Source organism: Ruegeria profundi (assembly GCF_020171505.1).
Classification (GTDB): domain Bacteria; phylum Pseudomonadota; class Alphaproteobacteria; order Rhodobacterales; family Rhodobacteraceae; genus Ruegeria; species Ruegeria profundi.
This window is the reverse complement of sequence record NZ_JAIUZS010000001.1, coordinates 1,041,490-1,059,324: the sequence shown is the minus strand read 5'-3', so window position 1 is coordinate 1,059,324 and position 17,835 is coordinate 1,041,490. Positions and strand designations below refer to the sequence as shown.

Annotated in this window: 21 protein-coding genes; 16 read left to right on the top strand and 5 right to left on the bottom strand. The window is 58.2% G+C overall.

Annotation, left to right across the window (positions count from 1 at the left end; translation table 11 throughout):
* Window positions 1-3 precede the first annotated feature (3 nt).
* Window positions 4-459 (top strand): methylated-DNA--[protein]-cysteine S-methyltransferase, encoded by a 456-nt coding sequence (locus LCM21_RS05130; protein WP_224889598.1) that lies wholly within the window; start codon window positions 4-6, stop codon window positions 457-459.
* 77 nt (window positions 460-536) lie between these two features.
* Window positions 537-1,004 (top strand): hypothetical protein, encoded by a 468-nt coding sequence (locus LCM21_RS05125; protein WP_068337683.1) that lies wholly within the window; start codon window positions 537-539, stop codon window positions 1,002-1,004.
* On the opposite strand, the gene LCM21_RS05120 is transcribed toward LCM21_RS05125, so the two are convergent.
* The 4 genes from LCM21_RS05120 to fsa all read right to left on the bottom strand — a co-directional run bounded on the left by LCM21_RS05120 (window position 989) and on the right by fsa (window position 4,358).
* Window positions 989-1,702, bottom strand: a complete 714-nt coding sequence (locus LCM21_RS05120; protein WP_068337681.1) for a CDP-alcohol phosphatidyltransferase family protein — start codon at window positions 1,700-1,702, stop codon at window positions 989-991. The genes LCM21_RS05125 and LCM21_RS05120 overlap by 16 nt on opposite strands.
* Before the next feature lie 180 nt (window positions 1,703-1,882).
* The gene (locus LCM21_RS05115; RefSeq protein WP_224889597.1) at window positions 1,883-2,803 is read right to left on the bottom strand and encodes a tyrosine recombinase XerC; all 921 of its coding nucleotides are present in this window, start codon (window positions 2,801-2,803) and stop codon (window positions 1,883-1,885) included.
* Window positions 2,800-3,507 (bottom strand): DUF484 family protein, encoded by a 708-nt coding sequence (locus LCM21_RS05110; RefSeq protein WP_224889596.1) that lies wholly within the window; start codon window positions 3,505-3,507, stop codon window positions 2,800-2,802. The genes LCM21_RS05115 and LCM21_RS05110 overlap by 4 nt, the downstream gene beginning before the upstream one ends.
* A 197-nt stretch (window positions 3,508-3,704) precedes the next feature.
* Window positions 3,705-4,358, bottom strand: a complete 654-nt coding sequence (gene fsa, locus LCM21_RS05105) for a fructose-6-phosphate aldolase (RefSeq protein ID WP_224889595.1) — start codon at window positions 4,356-4,358, stop codon at window positions 3,705-3,707.
* An 89-nt stretch (window positions 4,359-4,447) separates the two neighbouring features.
* Between fsa and LCM21_RS05100 the strand changes: the two genes are divergently transcribed.
* From LCM21_RS05100 to LCM21_RS05085, 4 genes are all read left to right on the top strand, one after another.
* Window positions 4,448-6,643 (top strand): primosomal protein N', encoded by a 2,196-nt coding sequence (locus LCM21_RS05100; RefSeq protein ID WP_224889594.1) that lies wholly within the window; start codon window positions 4,448-4,450, stop codon window positions 6,641-6,643.
* A gap of 74 nt (window positions 6,644-6,717) precedes the next feature.
* On the top strand, window positions 6,718-7,950 hold the full coding sequence (locus LCM21_RS05095) for an MFS transporter (RefSeq protein ID WP_068337673.1): 1,233 nt from the start codon (window positions 6,718-6,720) through the stop codon (window positions 7,948-7,950).
* A gap of 66 nt (window positions 7,951-8,016) precedes the next feature.
* A complete protein-coding gene (locus LCM21_RS05090) occupies window positions 8,017-8,889 on the top strand; it encodes a 50S ribosomal protein L11 methyltransferase (protein ID WP_224889593.1) in 873 nt (290 codons plus the stop codon).
* A complete protein-coding gene (locus LCM21_RS05085; RefSeq protein WP_224889592.1) occupies window positions 8,856-9,338 on the top strand; it encodes a hypothetical protein in 483 nt (160 codons plus the stop codon). Before LCM21_RS05090 ends, LCM21_RS05085 begins: the two co-directional genes overlap by 34 nt.
* Window positions 9,339-9,430: 92 nt before the next feature.
* On the opposite strand, the gene LCM21_RS05080 is transcribed toward LCM21_RS05085, so the two are convergent.
* Window positions 9,431-9,643, bottom strand: a complete 213-nt coding sequence (locus LCM21_RS05080) for a DUF1127 domain-containing protein (protein ID WP_068337885.1) — start codon at window positions 9,641-9,643, stop codon at window positions 9,431-9,433.
* Window positions 9,644-9,976: 333 nt separating this feature from the next.
* Between LCM21_RS05080 and ruvC the strand changes: the two genes are divergently transcribed.
* The 10 genes from ruvC (at window position 9,977) to pal (ending at window position 17,832) form a co-directional block, all read left to right on the top strand.
* Window positions 9,977-10,474 carry a crossover junction endodeoxyribonuclease RuvC gene (gene ruvC / locus LCM21_RS05075; RefSeq protein WP_224889591.1) on the top strand — a complete coding sequence of 166 codons (498 nt, stop codon included), beginning with the start codon at window positions 9,977-9,979 and terminating at the stop codon, window positions 10,472-10,474.
* A complete protein-coding gene (ruvA, locus tag LCM21_RS05070; RefSeq protein WP_068337662.1) occupies window positions 10,471-11,148 on the top strand; it encodes a Holliday junction branch migration protein RuvA in 678 nt (225 codons plus the stop codon). Before ruvC ends, ruvA begins: the two co-directional genes overlap by 4 nt.
* 16 nt (window positions 11,149-11,164) lie before the next feature.
* Complete coding sequence (gene ruvB, locus LCM21_RS05065) at window positions 11,165-12,184, top strand: Holliday junction branch migration DNA helicase RuvB (RefSeq protein WP_224889590.1); 1,020 nt, start codon at window positions 11,165-11,167, stop codon at window positions 12,182-12,184.
* Between the two features lie 60 nt (window positions 12,185-12,244).
* Window positions 12,245-12,868: a hypothetical protein gene (locus LCM21_RS05060; RefSeq protein WP_224889589.1), complete on the top strand. Its 624-nt coding sequence runs from the start codon at window positions 12,245-12,247 to the stop codon at window positions 12,866-12,868.
* A gap of 246 nt (window positions 12,869-13,114) precedes the next feature.
* A complete protein-coding gene (gene ybgC / locus LCM21_RS05055; protein ID WP_068337654.1) occupies window positions 13,115-13,522 on the top strand; it encodes a tol-pal system-associated acyl-CoA thioesterase in 408 nt (135 codons plus the stop codon).
* Window positions 13,523-13,631: 109 nt separating this feature from the next.
* Entirely contained in the window at window positions 13,632-14,327 is a 696-nt protein-coding gene (gene tolQ / locus LCM21_RS05050) for a protein TolQ (protein ID WP_068337653.1), read from the top strand.
* A gap of 1 nt (window position 14,328) precedes the next feature.
* Window positions 14,329-14,805: a protein TolR gene (gene tolR / locus LCM21_RS05045; protein ID WP_068337650.1), complete on the top strand. Its 477-nt coding sequence runs from the start codon at window positions 14,329-14,331 to the stop codon at window positions 14,803-14,805.
* A gap of 9 nt (window positions 14,806-14,814) precedes the next feature.
* The gene (locus LCM21_RS05040; protein ID WP_224889588.1) at window positions 14,815-15,912 is read left to right on the top strand and encodes an energy transducer TonB; all 1,098 of its coding nucleotides are present in this window, start codon (window positions 14,815-14,817) and stop codon (window positions 15,910-15,912) included.
* Complete coding sequence (gene tolB, locus LCM21_RS05035; RefSeq protein ID WP_224889587.1) at window positions 15,909-17,228, top strand: Tol-Pal system beta propeller repeat protein TolB; 1,320 nt, start codon at window positions 15,909-15,911, stop codon at window positions 17,226-17,228. Before LCM21_RS05040 ends, tolB begins: the two co-directional genes overlap by 4 nt.
* A gap of 88 nt (window positions 17,229-17,316) precedes the next feature.
* On the top strand, window positions 17,317-17,832 hold the full coding sequence (gene pal, locus LCM21_RS05030) for a peptidoglycan-associated lipoprotein Pal (protein WP_068337644.1): 516 nt from the start codon (window positions 17,317-17,319) through the stop codon (window positions 17,830-17,832).
* Window positions 17,833-17,835: the final 3 nt, after the last annotated feature.

Below are 17,835 nucleotides of genomic sequence, written 5' to 3'. Positions count from 1 at the left end.
CTCATGCCGATGATCGCCGTTGATACTCAGTTTGGTCGCCTTGGGGTCGAAGAAACCGACGGCGCAATCACGCGCCTTGTATGGGGCGGCCGGAACGAGGGGCCAGAAACACATTTGCTGCAAGAAGCCGCAGCGCAGTTGATGGCCTATGATCAGGGGCGGCTGGACAGGTTCGATCTGCCATATCACGTCGCCGGATCAGCGTTTCAGCAAAAAGTCTGCGACCTGATGTTCGCTATTCCAACGGGTTACACCCGCACCTATGGCGATATCGCCAAGGAGCTTGGTCAGCCGGCGCAACCTGTGGGGCAGGCTTGTGGGGCGAATCCAATCCCGGTGATCATCCCATGCCATCGCGTGCTGGCCGCCAACGGGCTTGGGGGCTTTTCCGGCGACGGCGGGATCGAAACCAAGGTTGCCCTGCTGCGTCATGAACGGGCGGCCGGCCTGTTGATCTGAAAAGATGGATTTCTGTTGCAATCAAGCCGGTTGAGGCTCAACCTGTATCTGATGCAGAATTCAAAGGATCGTATTGAATGACCGCCCAATCAGACCCGGCTGCCCGCAAAAAGGCCATTATCGACCGATTGATGTCATTGGAAGCGCAGGAGCTGGCGACTGCGCAGGCCCACTACGACGCATTTCTCAAGGACTCTCAGTTGGATGACCGGGAAGGGCATGACAAGGACGACATCGCCGCCTCGCGCGAGAATGCGGATCTGGCGGCGGCTTTCGACGCACCTGTTCACGCGCATCACGCCAAGATCGACGTTATCGAAAACACGGACTTCAGCGTAACAGATACCGTGCAGCCCGGCGCAGTCGTCAAGTTCAACAACCGGTGCTTTGTTGTTTGCGTTTCAACCACGCGATTTGATGTGGATGGAAAAACCTATATGGGAATTTCAACCCAAAGCCCGATTTATCTGGCCATGGCCGGCCTGCAAGAGGGCGAGGTTTTCACCCATAACGGCAGCGAGTTCGAGGTTCAGGAGGTTCTGTAGTCCGCGCTTTTGCGCTGTGGAATGATTTGCTGCGCAATTCCTGCGAACACCAGATAAAGGCTGGTAATCACCAAACCCCAATGCGCCCAGCTTTCCGGGTGGAAATCAACCCAAGCCGCCCAACCTGCAAAGAACGTCCATGCGAAGGCAATGGGCAGCGATACGTTGCGCCATCTTTGGGTCCGCACTGGGTGGATGAACTTCAAAGGCAGGAACATCGCCAGCGAAAGCAGTGAGACCAGCAGCAATATGACCCAGAAATTAGGTTCCAGCGCGAAAATCACGATGACGACCATATTCCAGCACCCGGGAAACCCGGAAAAGGATTTATCCTTTGTTTTCATCCGGGTGTCGGCAAAGTACATGGCGCTGGCAAAGGTGATGACTATGATGGCGACCCATCCAGTCCAGCCATCCATCAATCCCGATTTGAACAGCGCAAACGCTGGGATAAACACGTAGGTCAGATAATCGATTATCAGGTCCAGAAGCTCTCCGTCGAATTCCGGCGCGTTTTTCTTGACGTGGTAGTGACGGGCAAGGGGGCCATCGATGCCGTCCACGACGAATGAAACCACCAGCCACAGGTACATCAGGCTCCATTTTTCTTCGACAGCGGCCAGCATGGCCAACATTGCAAAAACGGCGCCTGTCGCCGTGAAGAGATGGACGGAAAGTGCTTTGAATCTGAGTGTCATGGGGGTGTCATGGACGATGCGTGAAGCAGATGCAAAGCAAAAAGCCCCGGATTGCCAGCCTTACAAGAACAGGTGTGAAAATTAGTCACGCAAACTTGGTTGTCTGGCTGTTAACTTGGCGTTGCTGGGCAAAAACGCGCGATTTAGGCGGCGGCTTTTTTCAGGGACAGGCTTGAAAACTCAGGCCTTTGGGTGCGCGCGGTTGTAAACTTCCATCAACCGTGCGGTATCGACTGCGGTATAGGTCTGTGTCGTGGATAGTGAGGCGTGGCCCAATAACTCTTGAATGGCCCGCAAATCACCGCCTGCGGATAAAAGATGCGTGGCAAAACTGTGCCGCAGGGCGTGCGGGGTGGCCGTTGCGGGCAGACCAAGTTGCATCCGCGCTTTTGCCATAACCCCTTGGATAGCACGCGGGTTCAACGGACCACCGCGCACGCCGCGAAACAGCGCTTTGTCAGCGGTTTGCGTGTAAGGACACAGCTTCAGGTACCGGTCCACTGCCGCGCGTGCAGCCGGCAGGACAGGAACGATCCGTTCTTTGTTGCCTTTACCAACAATGCGCAGGGTTTCGGGCAATGGTGCGTCGGTCCCGGTCAGGGAAAGCGCCTCGGAGATGCGCAGCCCGCAGCCGTAAAGAAGCGTGACAACGGCAACATCGCGGGCCGAAATCCAATCGTTTGCCGACTGCACCTCGACCGTTTCGATCATGGCGCGAGCGGCATCTTCGGCCAACGGTCGCGGCAGTTTCCTAGTAAATTTTGGTGCGCGGGTCGACAGGACAGCGGTGGGCTCAAACCCTTCACGCTCGGACAGCCAGCGATAGAAACTTTTCACCGCCGAGAGTTTGCGCGCCAGTGAACGGGCTCCGACCCCTGAGGCCCGCTGATCCGCCATCCACGCGCGCATGTCTGACACGGTGATCCGTGCCAGCGCTGCTAGCCCCTGCCGCTCGCTGTGGTGTAGGGTCATGAACGTCAGAAAATCTGTCACGTCGCCGCTATATGCAGTTTTTGTGTTTTCGGACCGCCCGGCCAACGCGCCTAAGCTGTCCAGCCACAGCTGTAACGCATCACGGCAAGCTGGTGAAATCAGGCTCACGACAGCCAGTGACGCATCGACCGTTCGAACACGCCAGCAAAGAACGACAGAAGATCAGTACCAAGTTGCGGGGTGAAATGGTTGCCATCCTTGGCACCCATTGCGATCATGCCGGGTAGGCGACCCTCACCCAGATCAAGCTTCAGGCAGGCTTCAGACTTGATTTGGTTGGCATTGAGGCCAAAAATCCGCGGGCTGGGCTGTTGCACCTGACGCAGAACGACGTCACGTACAGGACCGCTGCGATCCTTGCTGAGATAAGCGTCGATCACACCGGGTTCGACCACGGTCAGCACGCCACCCAGTTTTTCGATTGCCGGGTCTTCCTGAATAACCGTGGATTCCAGAACCAGCGTAATATGATCAACGCGCAGTATCTCGGCTACGTCGTTGCCAAGCGTCTGCAGGAAGTCCTCGAACTTTACCGGCTCCAGAAGGCGCAGAATGGCGCGCTGTACTTGATTGGTGCCAGCCAGATTCTCATACGCCGCCGCAATAACCGAGCGGTGCGTGTCCTCAAGCCGATCCAGTCGCGCCTCAAGCCGCTGCATGGCGATGCCCCGAAGGTCGATAACGTTGGCACCGCGTGCGTGTTCGTTTGCGGCCACCAGTGCCTGCATCAAATCCTTGTCGTCCAGCACGGCGTCCGGCTCGGCCAGAATCGCGGCGCGGAGGTTGTCCTTGAGTTTTGTGTTGCTGCTCATGTCCCGTCCGGTCTTTTTTTGTTGGCAGGTTTATAACATGAGATGTCGATTTTGCCTTGGGAAAAATACAGGCAAAATCGGATTTTACGCTGGTATGTGTTGCCAAGGCTCCCGCCTGCAAAATCCTGATCAAAAGATCAGGTTTTGCAGTTGGGCCCGGCGCGGCGCCTGACAGCGCCGCGCGGCTGCGCCAAAAATCAGAGGATTTTCTGACCGGTCTTTGCCCAATCAGACAGAAAGCTTTCCAATCCCTTATCCGTCAAGGGATGGTCAGCCAGTTTTTTGATGACACCCGGAGGGGCGGTGATCACGTCCGCACCAATGCGCGCGCTGTCCGTCACATGATTCACAGTGCGGATCGAAGCAGCGAGGATTTCGGTTTCAAACCCGTAATTGTCATAGACCTGACGGATATCTGCGATCAGGTCCATGCCGTCTAGGTTGATATCGTCCAGACGGCCTATGAAGGGCGAGATGAACGTTGCACCCGCCTTGGCCGCCAGAATCGCCTGATTGACCGAAAAGCACAGCGTGACGTTGACCATCTGACCTTCGTCGCTGAGGGTCTTACAGGTTTTCAGACCGGCCCAAGTCAGCGGAACCTTTACGGCTATATTTGGCGCGATCTTGGCCAGCTTGCGGCCTTCGGCGATCATGTCCTCGGCCTCGGTTGCGACCACTTCGGCCGAAACGGGGCCGTCGACGAGATCACAGATCTCTTTGGTCACTTCCAGAATATCGCGGCCTGATTTCAGGATCAGCGAAGGGTTGGTGGTCACGCCGTCCACCATTCCCAGGTCGTTCAGTTCTGCGATGGCGTCGATCTCGGCTGTGTCTACGAAGAATTTCATGAGGGCAGTCCTTTGATGGGTTGGCCTTGGTCGCGGATGGCTTTACCCCAAAGAAGGACATGCTGAAACCCCCTTGCCTAGGATATGCGGTGAGCACTCAGGAGTATTTCGACCAAGGCGAGCTGGTGGCGGTGCTGACAACGCAGCCGCTGGACCGGACGCTGGATTACAAATCGCCCGAGGGCGGGTGTTTTCTGGGTGCGTTTGTCGAGGTGCCATTGGGGCCGCGCAAGGTGCTGGGCGTGGTCTGGGGCCCGGGGCAGGGTGGCTTTGACCTGGCCAAGGCGCGTTCGGTGATCCGGGTGCTTGAGGTCGCGCCGATGCGCGAAGAGATGCGGGTTTTCTTGGGGAAAGTTGCGGATTACACGCTGACGCCAATGCCGGCGATGTTGCGTTTGGCGACACGGGCACCGGGTCTGGGTGACCCACCATCAATGCGAAAAATCTACCGTTTGGGGCAGGCTCAGCCGGATCGGATGACCGACGCGAGAACCCGCGTGCTTGGGGTGTTGCAGGACTACGGCGGGCTGGCGTTCACGCTGAAGGAATTGGCCGAACAGGCGGGGGTGACGTCTTCGGTTGTGAAGGGGCTGGTCAAGCAGGGGGCCGTGCGCGAAGAGGACAGCCCCCGCGATCTGCCCTATCCGCATCTGGACCCGGATTTGCCGGGTAAGGTGTTGACCGAGGATCAGGCAGAGGCAGTTGCCAAACTGCAGGCAGGCCAGCGGACCGGCGATTACGGCACAACACTGCTGAAAGGCGTGACCGGATCAGGCAAGACCGAAGTATACCTTGAGGCCGTGGCCGAAGCGCTGCGCATGGGGCGGCAGGCGCTGGTTCTGTTGCCGGAAATTGCGCTGACCGCGGAATTCCTGACGCGCGTCGAGGCAAGGTTTGGTGCGCGCCCGGCTGAGTGGCATTCAGGCGCAACCATGACCGAGCGCCGCCGGGTCTGGCGAATGGTCGGGCAGGGTGATGCGCAACTGGTGGTAGGCGCGCGGTCGGCCTTGTTCCTTCCGTTTCGCGATCTTGGCCTTGTTGTTGTCGATGAGGAACACGATACCTCGTACAAACAGGAAGACGGGGTGCATTACAGCGCCCGTGATATGGCGGTTCTGCGTTCTGCCATCTGCGGTGCGCGTGTGATCCTCGCCAGTGCAACGCCATCGCTTGAAAGCTGGGCCAATGCCGAAGCCGGAAAGTATGACCGGATTGACCTGACCTCGCGGTTTGGTGCGGCGGTGCTCCCCGAGATGAACGCCATAGACATGCGGGCCGAGCAAATGCAGCCGGGAACGTGGATTTCACCGTCCCTGCGGCAGGCGGTTCTGCAGCGGATCGAAAAGGGTGAGCAGTCGCTGCTGTTTATCAACCGCCGTGGCTATGCGCCCGTGACGCTGTGCCGGGCATGCGGTGAGCAGATCGCCTGCGACCACTGTGACGCCCGGATGGTCGAACATCGTTTTCTCAAACGCCTGATGTGCCATCAATGCGGAGAAACCAAACCGATGCCCGAAGCTTGCCCCTCTTGCGGGGTCGAGGGCAAACTCGCTCCGATCGGGCCCGGGATCGAGCGGTTGGCAGAAGAGGCTGAGGCGACCTTTCCTGATGCGAAAATCGCGATGCTGAGCTCTGATCTGTTTGGGTCTGCGCGCGCATTGAAAGCCAAGATCGAAGACATTGCCCAGGGTGATGCAGATATCATCATCGGTACGCAACTTGTTGCCAAGGGGCACAACTTTCCCAAGCTGACACTGGTCGGTGTTATTGACGCGGATCTCAGCCTTCACGGGGCCGACTTACGCGCGGCTGAGCGGACATTCCAACTGATGCGGCAAGTTGCGGGGCGGGCTGGACGGGCAGACAAACCGGGGCAGGCCTTGTTGCAGACTTTTCAGCCGGAACACCCCGTGATCCGGGCTATCCTGTCGGGTGATGAAGAAGGGTTTTGGAAAACCGAGGCTGCTGGACGACAAGCTGCAGGCGTACCGCCTTACGGACGAATGGCCGGGATCGTACTGTCCGGGCCAGAGGTCGGGTCGGTCTTTGATATCGGCAACGCCTTGGCCCGAAACGATGCGCCCCTGCGCGAGATCGGGGCGCAGGTCTTTGGACCTGCTCCTGCCCCAATTGCGCGTATTCGTGGCCGGCATCGTGTGCGTTTGTTGGTCAAGGCACCCAAGGGAGCACCTATTCAAGACGCGATCACACGCTGGATCAATCCGCTACGCCTGAAAGGTGACATACGACTGACCGTGGACATCGACCCACAGAGTTTTTACTGACCCTGCGCCAATGCAGGGCGTTTGTGCGGCGATACGTTCTCGCCAAACAGAATAAATGGGCGTAGACGGGGTGCATGTTAAAACCCATGCCACTCTCTGAGGCGCAGAGCCTGCCGTTCTGGCGACGTCCTGTGACGTTGTTGTTCATGATGGCATTGACCATGCCCATCGCGTTCAATGGGTGGAGCGCCCTGCTGAACAACTTTGTCATCGAGGTGGCGAATTTTGACGGCGCCGATATCGGCCTGCTGCATACGGTACGTGAGATTCCCGGATTTCTGGCAGTTGGCGTGATCGCCGTGATAATCTTTGTCCGCGAGCAGGTACTGGCGATGATTTCGCTGATGATGCTTGGGGTGGCGACAGCGGTGACCGCGTGGTTTCCCAGCCTTGGTGGATTGCTGTTCGTCACGCTGTTCAGTTCGATTGGGTTTCATTACTACGAGACTGTAAACCAATCGCTGCAATTGCAATGGCTGCCAAAAGACCGTGCCCCGCAGATATTGGGATGGCTGGTGGCCATGGGATCGGCGGCGACGGCTGTGGTTTATGGCTTGATTGTGCTGACTTGGGACCGGTTCGACCTGTCGTACAATGTCGTTTTCATGGCTGCCGGAGGGATGACTGCCCTGCTGGCGTTGTTTTGCCTGTTCGCCTATCCGCAGTTTAATGCGCCGACGCCGCAGACCAAGAAACTCATCCTGCGCAAACGGTATTGGTTGTATTACGCGCTGCAGTTTATGGCCGGAGCCCGGCGCCAGATCTTCGTTGTTTTCGCGGGCTTCATGATGGTCGAGAAATTCGGCTTTCAGGTCCATGAACTGACCAGCCTTTACCTGATCAACCTCATGATCAACATGGCCGCCGCGCCTTTGTTGGGCAAAGCGGTCGCAAGGTTCGGTGAACGCCGGACCCTGATCTTTGAATATACGGGTCTTGCGATCGTCTTCGCGGCCTATGGTGGCATCTACTGGTTCGGCTGGGGCGTAGTGCTGGCAGCGATCCTATATGTGATCGACCACGTTCTGTTCGCGCTGGCATTGGCTTTGAAAACCTATTTCCAGAAAATCGCGGATCCCGCAGATATTGCGCCCACAGCGGCCGTGGCATTTACCATCAATCACATTGCTGCGGTGTTTTTGCCTGCCTTGCTCGGCTTGCTTTGGGTCGTGTCCCCCGGTGCGGTTTTTGGCTTGGCTGCGGCGATGGCCATCGTGTCGTTACTGCTGTCAATGTTGATTCCACGCCACCCCGAGCCGGGCAATGAAACAATTCTGTCAAAATACGCACCGGCCCCGGCGGAATAGCCGGCAGAGCTTGACCTTGACTGGCGCACATCCTAGGCGCTGTCTCAACTGAGACAGGAGGCCGAAATGCCCACATTCACCGCGCTTACGACGCTGAAAGGCAAAAAAGCCGCCGACAGTTTGGGTCAAGCGATGGAACGCCTGAACCCCGAACCCACGGGTGTCGGCGTTTTCGAGGTCGAAGATGGTTCGGGCCTTTGGGAAGTTGGTGGCTATTTCACAGAGGCACCGGATGAAGCGGCGTTGGCTGTTCTGGCCGTTGCGTTCCAAGCAAAACCGTTTGTGGTGTCAGAACTGCCCGAAACCGATTGGGTGGCCCATGTGCGCCGCGAACTGGCCCCGGTCGAGGCGGGGCGGTTCTTTGTGTATGGAAGCCATGATGCCGAAAAACTGCCCGAAGGGCGCATACCGCTGCTGATCGAGGCTGCGATGGCCTTTGGCACAGGGCACCACGGCACGACATTGGGGTGCCTCAAGGCGCTGGATTACTTGCTGGATACGGGGTTCTCGGCGACCAAAGTGGCTGATATCGGATGTGGAACCGCGGTTCTGGCCATGGCGGCGGCACGGGTTTGGGACGGCGATATCATCGCAAGTGACATTGATCAGGTCGCCGTAGATGTTGCCGAGGCCAACCTCAAGGCCAATGACATGGCAGGGCAGGTCCACTGCGTAGAAGCCGCTGGTTTCGACCATCCGGACTTGCAAGCGCGTGCGCCCTACGATTTGATTTTCGCGAATATTCTCAAAGGTCCTCTTGTCGCATTGTCCCCGGAAATCGCGGCGAATCTGCGGATCGGTGGATATGCGATCTTGTCGGGAATCCTCAATGAACAGGCCGATGACGTGATATCGGTTTATCTTCAAAATGGGTTCAATCTTATTAAAAACGATAAGATTGGTGAGTGGACGACGCTGATATTAAGCAAACAAGGCTGAAATTAGACCATTTACAGGAGTTTCTTGGATTCTTGCCTCCTTTTTGTCGCAATCTGCAACTACCGTCTTACTGTGGTTACGGGGGCGGTTTTTTGGAGGCTGCCATGACGGGAAAACAACTGGAATTTGATCGGCGCATTCATCGCCTGAACAAGAAACACGCAAAGCTCAGCCGGGGCTATCGCGCTACGATGCGCAAAGATGGTCTTGTCGTGATGAAACCGCAGCGAGTCCGTTCGGCAGTTCCGGCAAAGCTGCTTTTGATCTGCCTTGCCGGATTGTTCGCGTTCAAGGTTTTTTTGCTGAGCAGCCTGGGCTCATCGGCCTACCAGTATCGCGTTGATAACCTGGCATTGGGAACGCCTGTTGAACAAGCCGGTGCCTGGGTGATGCAAATCGATCCTGTGTCAGCGTTCCTTGCAACGCAGATCAACAGTTTCATAAAATAATCCTCAAAGGCTTTCACAAAAAACGCCGCGCATTGCGGGATGCGCGGCGTTCTTTTGCGCCCGATGTGGGGCGAGAGAGTGGTAAATTCGTCTTAGCGACGACCCTCAGCCACGACGTCAATATCGCCACGGCACAGGCCGATATCGTCCAGCTCACGATCCGTCAGACCGCTCAGCGTGTTGCGGGTCACACGGGCGTCATTCCATTCGACAACGGCGTTAACAACCGATGCAAATGTTGCGCCGATACGGCCAACGAGGCCGAACGAGCCAGTGGTGGCGCGGGTAGTGTCCAGTGCAGCCATATCCTGTTTCCTTCTGTCTTAAGTTTAGGTCTCGACCATCCAATCTGAGCGGCATCTAGTGTCGTCAAAATCGCTTAGCAAGTGCAAAAATTGCATGTGTCCTATGCAGTTTTTGCAATGCCCGATTTTCGCGAAATTCCCTTAATTTGTTGGTCATTTTGCTTCATAAATCGTGTCGATTCCAGGCTTTTCGTTGTCGCAAACAGGCCGTTCTGTCGTTGGTGAGACAGGCGTGTCGTTTTCGGATGACGAGTCAAATCGCTTGGAAAATGTTCATGCTTCGTGCTATCCGGAAACAAAGGTCACAAAAACCCGAGCAGACCGAGGCATAACATGCGAATTCTGGGCATTGATCCGGGGCTTAGAACCCTGGGGTGGGGCGTCATCGAATCGCATGGCAGCCGTCTGAGCCATGTTGCCAACGGCTTGTGCAAATCGGACGGTGACGATCTGGGCGAGCGATTGCTGTCCCTGCACAACCAAATCATTGAGGTCATTGCCGAGCATCGACCGGATCAGGCGGCTATCGAACAGACCTTTGTGAACAAGGATGGCGCGGGTACGCTGAAGCTGGGTCAGGCGCGGGGCGTGGCGTTGCTCACCTTGGCCAAGGCAGGTTTGCCAGTGGGTGAGTATGCCCCCAATCGCGTAAAGAAGACGGTTGTGGGCGTCGGTCACGCCGAAAAAGAGCAGGTTCTTCACATGGTCAAACTGCAATTGCCGGGCTGCCAACCCAAGGGGGCGGATGCTGCGGATGCACTGGCGATTGCCATCTGCCACTCGTATTACGGTGCAACGCCGCAAGCGCGGATCAAAGAGGTGCGGGTATGATCGGGAAATTGACGGGACGGCTGGATTATCGCGCGGCGGATCACGTGCTGATCGATGTGCGCGGTGTCGGCTATATCGTCTATTGCTCGGACCGGACGATGGCGGCCTTGCCGGGTGTGGGGGAGGCTGTATCGATTTACACCGATATGGTCGTGCGGGAGGATTTGATGCAGCTTTATGGCTTCCTGTCGCTGGTCGAAAAGGAATGGCACCGGTTGCTGTGCTCGGTTCAGGGCGTCGGGGCCAAGGTATCGCTGGCCATCCTGTCGGCGCTTGGGCCGGATGGGGTAAGCCGGGCGATTGCTCTGGGCGACTGGGGTGCCGTCAAAGCGGCCAAGGGGGTCGGGCCCAAGACGGCGCAACGGATTGTGCTGGACCTAAAGGACAAAGCCCCGGGTGTAATGGCGATGGGCGGGACTGTGACTGAGGCGATGGAGGGGCCAGAGCTGGATGTTGTCGACCTGACCGAACCAACCGCAGCGCCAAAGCGAGCGGCGAAGGCGGTTTCGGGCGCGGCGGCAGCCTCGGCCGGGGCGCTGTCAGCGCTTGGCAACCTTGGTTACGGACCTTCAGATGCGGCCTCTGCAGTGGCCGAAGCAGCGGCCAGCCAGCCCGATGCGGGTGAGGCTGACCTGATCCGGGCTGCGCTGAAACTGCTTGCCCCTAAAAGCTGAATGAGAGGGTGATAAAATGGTAGATGCCGACCCCACCCTGCGCCCGGACCCGCTGCCCGAGGACAATGACCGCGCCCTGCGCCCGCAGGGTCTGGATGAGTTCATCGGTCAGGCCGAAGCCCGAGCCAACCTGCGTATCTTTATCCAGTCGGCTCGTCAGCGGGGTGAGGCGATGGATCACACGCTGTTTCATGGCCCTCCGGGATTGGGAAAAACCACTCTGGCGCAAATCATGGCGCGGGAGTTGGGGGTGAACTTTCGAATGACTTCAGGACCCGTGTTGGCTAAGGCGGGCGATCTGGCTGCGATCCTGACCAATCTGGAATCGCGGGACGTTCTGTTCATTGACGAGATTCACCGTTTGAACCCTGCGGTCGAAGAGGTCTTGTACCCCGCAATGGAGGATTTCGAACTGGACCTCGTGATCGGTGAGGGGCCAGCCGCCCGCACCGTGCGCATCGAGTTGCAGCCGTTCACGCTTGTTGGGGCAACGACGCGGATGGGATTGTTGACGACCCCTTTGCGCGACCGTTTCGGGATACCAACGCGCTTGCAGTTCTACACTGTTGATGAGCTGCACGAGATCGTCACCCGTAACGCCCGCAAACTGGGTGCGCCTGCCGAAGATGATGGCGCGCGCGAGATCGCCCGCCGCTCACGCGGGACACCGCGGATCGCCGGGCGTTTGCTGCGCCGGGTTGTGGACTTTGCGATTGTCGAAGGGGACGGGCGGATCACCCGTGATCTGGCCGATGGTGCGTTGACGCGGCTGGGGGTCGATAATCTGGGTCTGGACGGGGCAGACCGCAGGTATCTGAAACTGATCGCCGAAAACTACGCCGGTGGACCAGTGGGGATCGAAACCTTGTCGGCAGCCCTGTCCGAGAGCCGGGATTCGCTGGAGGAAGTGATTGAGCCATATCTGTTGCAGCAGGGCCTGATACAGCGCACGCCACGCGGTCGGATGCTGGCGCAAAAAGCATGGACGCATCTGGGCATGGTGGCCCCCAAGCGACAGAGCGATCTGTTTGGTTGAACTGCACGCCATTAGACTTTAAGGCTCTGGCGGCTTTGTTTGAAACACTGGGGGCAGGGCGTGACACCCGATCAGATCGAGGCGCTGTTTACACGCGAAAATGGTGATTTTCTGTTTGCCCGTTGGGGGCGACCTATTGTTCCCATTGTTTTTGGCGTTGAGGATGCGACCCTGTCCACCGTCAAAGGCGCGTTCGAGGCAGTGGTGGCATTGGCCGGGCACAAGATGGCCGAGACCGATCCAGAGCTGGGCGCCAATTGCATGGTCTTCTTTTTTCGCGACTGGCAGGAGTTGCTGGAGGTTCCCGACCTCGACCGTTTGATCCCGGATCTGGCACCCTTGGTGGACCGTTTGGTGGCGGCGGACGCCAATCAGTATCGGGTCTTTCGGTTCGAAGAGGATGGCGCGATCCGCGCGGCTTTTGTCTTTCTGAGGATGGATAATGAATTGTCGAAGGTTCCGGCGGAAACCCTAGCGCTGAGCCAGGTGGTACAGACCATTCTATTGTGGTCGGACACGGCCTTTCGGTCGCAATCGCCCTTGGCTGTGGCGGGGCAAACGACGGTTCTGCGGCCAGACATAGCCGAGTTGATCCGGGCGGCTTATGACCCTGTTCTGCCCGGCGCGGCGCGGGAAGCGTCCCATGCGCTGCGGTTGTTTGCGCGGATGAAGCCAGTGCAGTAGGACACAGGCGTCCGGGGTGTCAGAGCGTCGAAACGCCCAGTTCAGTGACCCCTTTCTGATCCAACTCTGCTCGCGCACTAGGCTTAGCCGTTAAATAAGTCAGCAGGTGAAAAAACTCTTTCTCCGAAATAGCGGCATGCAAAATTGTTGTCATACGGGGATTGCACGCGGGGCTATATATATGTGAGGCATGTTGCGTCCCGCGTCAGCAAATTTCAACAGTATTGAAAGATCGGACCGTCCCCTATGACCGACCAAGAACCCGAGCAGAAGAAGCACGTCTATTCCGTGCGGGTCTATTATGAAGACACCGACATGGGCGGCGTGGTTTATCACGCGAACTACCTCAAATATATAGAACGTGCGCGGTCGGACTACGTGCGCCAGCTGGGAAATGATCAGAACGCCATGCGTGATGAGGGGATCGTCTGGGTCGTCCGGCGGATCGAGGCAGACTATCTGGCAACCGCGAGGTTCGAGGACGAACTGACGGTGGAGACCCGCTTTATCTCGCGGTCCGGCGTTCGGCTGATGATGGGACAGCTGATAAAGCGCGGCGAAACCGAGATTTTTCGCGCAACAGTCACCGCTGTATGCATGAATGCACAGGGAAAGCCCGTACGCCTTCCGGCAGAGATTCGCGCATTGCTGTAACAAAATGCGAGGCCGAAGTGGTTCTGTTGGCTTTTCATAACCATCTGGGTTAGCGTTTGGAAAAACAAGGCCAAACGAACGGCCCTCAGGCAAAACAAAGAGCAGGTTCATGGAAGCTGAAACGCTGGCGCTGGCGCAGGAGATCGACTTCTCCATGTGGGGGCTGTATGCCCGCGCGACATTTATCGTCAAACTTGTGATGCTGATGCTGATTGCTGCATCCATCTGGTCGTGGGCGATCATCATTCAAAAACTGATCAACTACCGCGCCGCACGGCGCGAGGCGCAGGTGTTTGACGAAAGCTTCTGGTCAGGTAACCCTCTGGATGAATTGTTCGACCAGATCGGAACTCAACCGGATGGCAGTTCGGAGAAGATATTTGCGGCCGGCATGATCGAATGGCGGCGATCGCATCGGACTGATGGCGGTCTCATCGCCGGGGCCACCGCGCGGATTGACCGCTCGATGGATGTCGCCATCGCGAAAGAGGCCGAGACGCTGCAAAAGGGATTGTCCATCTTAGCCACCGTAGGCTCGACCGCGCCGTTCATCGGCCTGTTCGGCACCGTCTGGGGCATCATGAACGCCTTTATCGAGATTGCCGAGCAACAGAACACCAACCTGGCCGTCGTCGCACCCGGTATTGCCGAGGCGCTTTTGGCGACGGGCTTGGGCCTGCTGGCCGCGATCCCGGCGGTTATATTCTACAACAAGCTTAGTGCGGATAGTGATCGGATTGTCGGCGGTTACGAGGCTTTTGCCGACGAATTCGCCACGATCCTCTCGCGGCAATTGGACAGCTGACATGGGTGCGGCTGTTCAACAGAACGGAGGCGGTAACGGACGCAGGCGGGGGCGCCGCCGTGGTCGCGCGCAACCCATGGCCGAGATCAACGTAACGCCATTCGTTGATGTGATGCTGGTGCTGCTGATCATTTTCATGGTGGCCGCACCTTTGCTGACCGTGGGCGTGCCGGTCGATCTGCCGAAAACGGCAGCCAGCGCGCTGCCCGGGGATAATGAGGAACCTCTGACCGTGACGCTGACCGCAGATGGACGGGTACAGATTCAGACTACGGATGTTTTGCGGCAGGAGTTGATTGGCAAGCTACGCGCCATCGCGGCAGAACGCAGCAGTGACCGCGTGTTCCTGCGGGCGGATGGATCTATCCCCTATGCGCAGGTGATGCAGGTCATGGGCGCGCTGAATGCAGGTGGGTTTTCCAATGTGGGCCTGGTGACAGACACCGGTGGGCCAGCCTTGGACGAAGGTGGAGAGTGAGGCCGCGCGGTGGATACCGGCACCAAGATCTCAGCTATTGCCCATGTCACCTTGATTGGGTGGGCCCTGTTTGGCGGCACCTTTCGGTCCGAGCCCTTGCCGATGGCGGTACAGGAGGTTTCGGTGGTGTCGGCTGAGCAGTTTGCTGCACTGACCGCGCAGAGCACCGCGCCCGAGGTGCCAACCCCATCGGCGTTACAGCCTCCCGAAGCGCCTACGGAAGATGTGACGCCACCCGAAGCGACGGAGGAGGAGCTGACGCCGCCCGAGGTTGTGACACCGCCAGAACCTGACCCCGATCCCGTGCCGGAACCAGTTGAGGCACCCCCTGAACCCGAATTGGTCGAAGAGCCCCCTACACTGGATCAGCCAGAAACCGTGTCTGAGACTTTGCCAGTTCCTCCGGGCCCCGAGGCTCAGCCACGCCCGGCCGATAAAGTCGCACCACAGCCCATCGCTCCGCCGCCGCCAGAGGCTCAGCCCGATGAGGTGGAAACACCCGCCGTATCGCTGGATGACGGCTCCGAAACCCAGCAAGAGCAGCAGGATCAAACCGCCCCGGAAGAGGCCACCGATCAAATCGTGACCGAAGCCGAAGAAACAAAAGAAAACGCACCGCGCACATCCCCACGACCGCGAGTGCGACCGAACCGGCCTGCGCCCCCGGCTGAGCCTGAGGTAGCCGAAGAACAGGACCCGACCCCGCCCGAGCCTGCGCAGAACGACACCGCAATTGATGATGCTCTGGCCGAGGCGCTGGGGCAAAACACTGCACCGTCCGGCCCGCCGTTGACGAGCGGAGAGAAAGACGCCATGCGCCTTGCCGTATCGCAGTGCTGGAATGTGGGCTCTTTGTCTACCGATGCGTTACAGACGGTGGTGGTTGTGGCATTTTCGCTGACCCCGGATGGCAAAGTTGTCGGGGGGAGTCTGCGCATGATCGACAGCTCAGGCGGTACGGCTGCGTCGGCAAATCAGGCTTTTGAGGCCGCACGACGGGCGATTTTGCGCTGTGGGGCCAAAGGATACACCCTGCCTGCTGAAAAATACGAGCAATGGCAGGATATTGAGATTACATTCAATCCCGAGAGGATGCGGATAAAATGATAAGATTTGTGACCAGCCTGTTGCTCGGCCTGACGATATTGACAGCGCCGGTCTACGCCCAAAGCGGGCCATTGCGCCTGGAACTGGATCAGGGGATCATTGAACCGCTGCCCTTTGCGGTGCCGAATTTCGTGCCCGACGGACCGGCGGCGGCGCAATATGCCAATGACATCACTCGGGTTGTCGCAGCTGACCTGACCGGCACCGGGCTGTTCCGCGAAATCTCTGCCGATGCGTTCATCAGCCGTGTCAGCAGTTTTGATTCTCCGGTACAGTTTGCGGATTGGAAGGCTATCAATGCCGAGGCGCTTGTGACCGGGGCGGTAAACGTCTCGGGCAACCGTCTGACCGTGCGGTTCCGGGTTTGGGATGTGTTTTCGGGGCAGGAACTGGGCAATGGGCTTCAATTCGCTGGCACGACTGACGGCTGGCGGCGCATGGCGCACAAGGTCTCTGATCAGGTCTATAGCCGGATCACAGGCGAGGGCAGTTACTTCGACAGCCGCGTGGCGTTTGTGTCAGAAAGCGGGCCAAAGGATCAGCGGCTGAAGCGCTTGGCGATCATGGATTACGATGGCGCGAATGTGCAGTACCTCACGGACAGCTCGGCCATTGTTCTGGCCCCGCGGTTTTCACCCACAGGTGACAGGCTGCTTTACACCAGTTATGAAACCGGCCAGCCGCGCATCTACGTGCTGGATGTTGATCGGGTCAGACGGACCGAGCTGAATACCCAGGACGGCACGATGAGCTTTTCGCCCCGCTTTTCGCCGGATGGGCGTTCGATCGTGTATTCTTTGATCCAGGGCGGCAACACGGACCTTTGGAGAATGGATCTGGCTTCGGGTCAAAGCACGCGACTGACCAACACCCCGGCAATTGAAACGGCCCCCAGCTATTCGCCGGACGGGTCGCAGATTGTGTTCGAAAGCGACCGATCCGGCACGCCGCAGCTTTACATAATGCCCGCCAATGGAGGCGAGGCGACCCGTATCAGTTTTGGGCAAGGCCGCTATGGCACACCGGTCTGGTCGCCGCGCGGCGATTTGATCGCCTTTACCAAGCAGAACAAGGGCCGTTTCCACATCGGTGTCATGCGAACGGATGGCAGCGAAGAAAGGCTGCTGACATCGTCGTTCCTGGATGAAGGTCCGACCTGGTCCCCCAACGGCCGGGTCATCATGTTCACCCGCGAAACCCAAGGGGCCGGTGGCCGGGCAACATTGTATTCGGTGGATATCTCGGGTCGGAACCTGCGCCCGGTGCGTACGCCGGACGGTGGCAGCGATCCCTCGTGGGGGCCATTGCAGAATTGATCAAGGCAGGAGTGTGGAAAAGTTCACAAGAAACCTGCACTGTGATACAGAGACGGCAATAAACCGATAAAACAACGAGGCACTTGGAATGAATGTATTGGGCAAAATCATAGCCTTGGGTGCGCTGACCGCGATGGCAGCCTGTACCAATAACGACCCATCCGGCCTGGGCGGCTTTGGCAATGGCGCGAATGGCGCAAATGGGGCGTTTGCGTCGGGCTCACCCAGCGATCCGCGTTCACCGGCATATTTCCAGCAAACGATTGGCGACCGGGTTCTGTTTTCGGTGGATCAATCGACCCTGACAGCGCAGGCTCAGACGGTCCTTGAGGGTCAGGCCCAGTGGTTGCTGGCCAACCCGGACTATGTCGCGACCATAGAGGGGCATGCGGATGAACAAGGTACGCGCGAATACAACCTTGCTTTGGGCGCGCGCCGGGCGAATGCAGCCCGAGAATACCTGATCTCTCGCGGGGTGGCGGGCAACCGTCTGACCACCGTGAGCTATGGCAAGGAACGCCCGATCGAGATTTGTAGCACCGAGGATTGCTATTCCAAGAACCGCCGCGCGGTGACGGTGCTGACCGGTTCAACCTTGGGGTAAGAC

What these genes read in the sequence shown, in the direction of transcription:
- ruvC (WP_224889591.1), top strand. Translation starts at nt 9,977, where the DNA reads ATGCGAATTCTGGGCATTGATCCGGGGCTTAGAACCCTGGGGTGGGGC.
- LCM21_RS05130 (WP_224889598.1), top strand. Translation starts at nt 4, where the DNA reads ATGCCGATGATCGCCGTTGATACTCAGTTTGGTCGCCTTGGGGTCGAA.
- ruvA (WP_068337662.1), top strand. Translation starts at nt 10,471, where the DNA reads ATGATCGGGAAATTGACGGGACGGCTGGATTATCGCGCGGCGGATCAC.
- fsa (WP_224889595.1), bottom strand. Translation starts at nt 4,358, where the DNA reads ATGAAATTCTTCGTAGACACAGCCGAGATCGACGCCATCGCAGAACTG.
- LCM21_RS05125 (WP_068337683.1), top strand. Translation starts at nt 537, where the DNA reads ATGACCGCCCAATCAGACCCGGCTGCCCGCAAAAAGGCCATTATCGAC.
- tolQ (WP_068337653.1), top strand. Translation starts at nt 13,632, where the DNA reads ATGGAAGCTGAAACGCTGGCGCTGGCGCAGGAGATCGACTTCTCCATG.
- pal (WP_068337644.1), top strand. Translation starts at nt 17,317, where the DNA reads ATGAATGTATTGGGCAAAATCATAGCCTTGGGTGCGCTGACCGCGATG.
- LCM21_RS05095 (WP_068337673.1), top strand. Translation starts at nt 6,718, where the DNA reads ATGTTAAAACCCATGCCACTCTCTGAGGCGCAGAGCCTGCCGTTCTGG.
- ybgC (WP_068337654.1), top strand. Translation starts at nt 13,115, where the DNA reads ATGACCGACCAAGAACCCGAGCAGAAGAAGCACGTCTATTCCGTGCGG.
- tolB (WP_224889587.1), top strand. Translation starts at nt 15,909, where the DNA reads ATGATAAGATTTGTGACCAGCCTGTTGCTCGGCCTGACGATATTGACA.
- LCM21_RS05120 (WP_068337681.1), bottom strand. Translation starts at nt 1,702, where the DNA reads ATGACACTCAGATTCAAAGCACTTTCCGTCCATCTCTTCACGGCGACA.
- ruvB (WP_224889590.1), top strand. Translation starts at nt 11,165, where the DNA reads ATGGTAGATGCCGACCCCACCCTGCGCCCGGACCCGCTGCCCGAGGAC.
- LCM21_RS05080 (WP_068337885.1), bottom strand. Translation starts at nt 9,643, where the DNA reads ATGGCTGCACTGGACACTACCCGCGCCACCACTGGCTCGTTCGGCCTC.
- LCM21_RS05110 (WP_224889596.1), bottom strand. Translation starts at nt 3,507, where the DNA reads ATGAGCAGCAACACAAAACTCAAGGACAACCTCCGCGCCGCGATTCTG.
- tolR (WP_068337650.1), top strand. Translation starts at nt 14,329, where the DNA reads ATGGGTGCGGCTGTTCAACAGAACGGAGGCGGTAACGGACGCAGGCGG.
- LCM21_RS05090 (WP_224889593.1), top strand. Translation starts at nt 8,017, where the DNA reads ATGCCCACATTCACCGCGCTTACGACGCTGAAAGGCAAAAAAGCCGCC.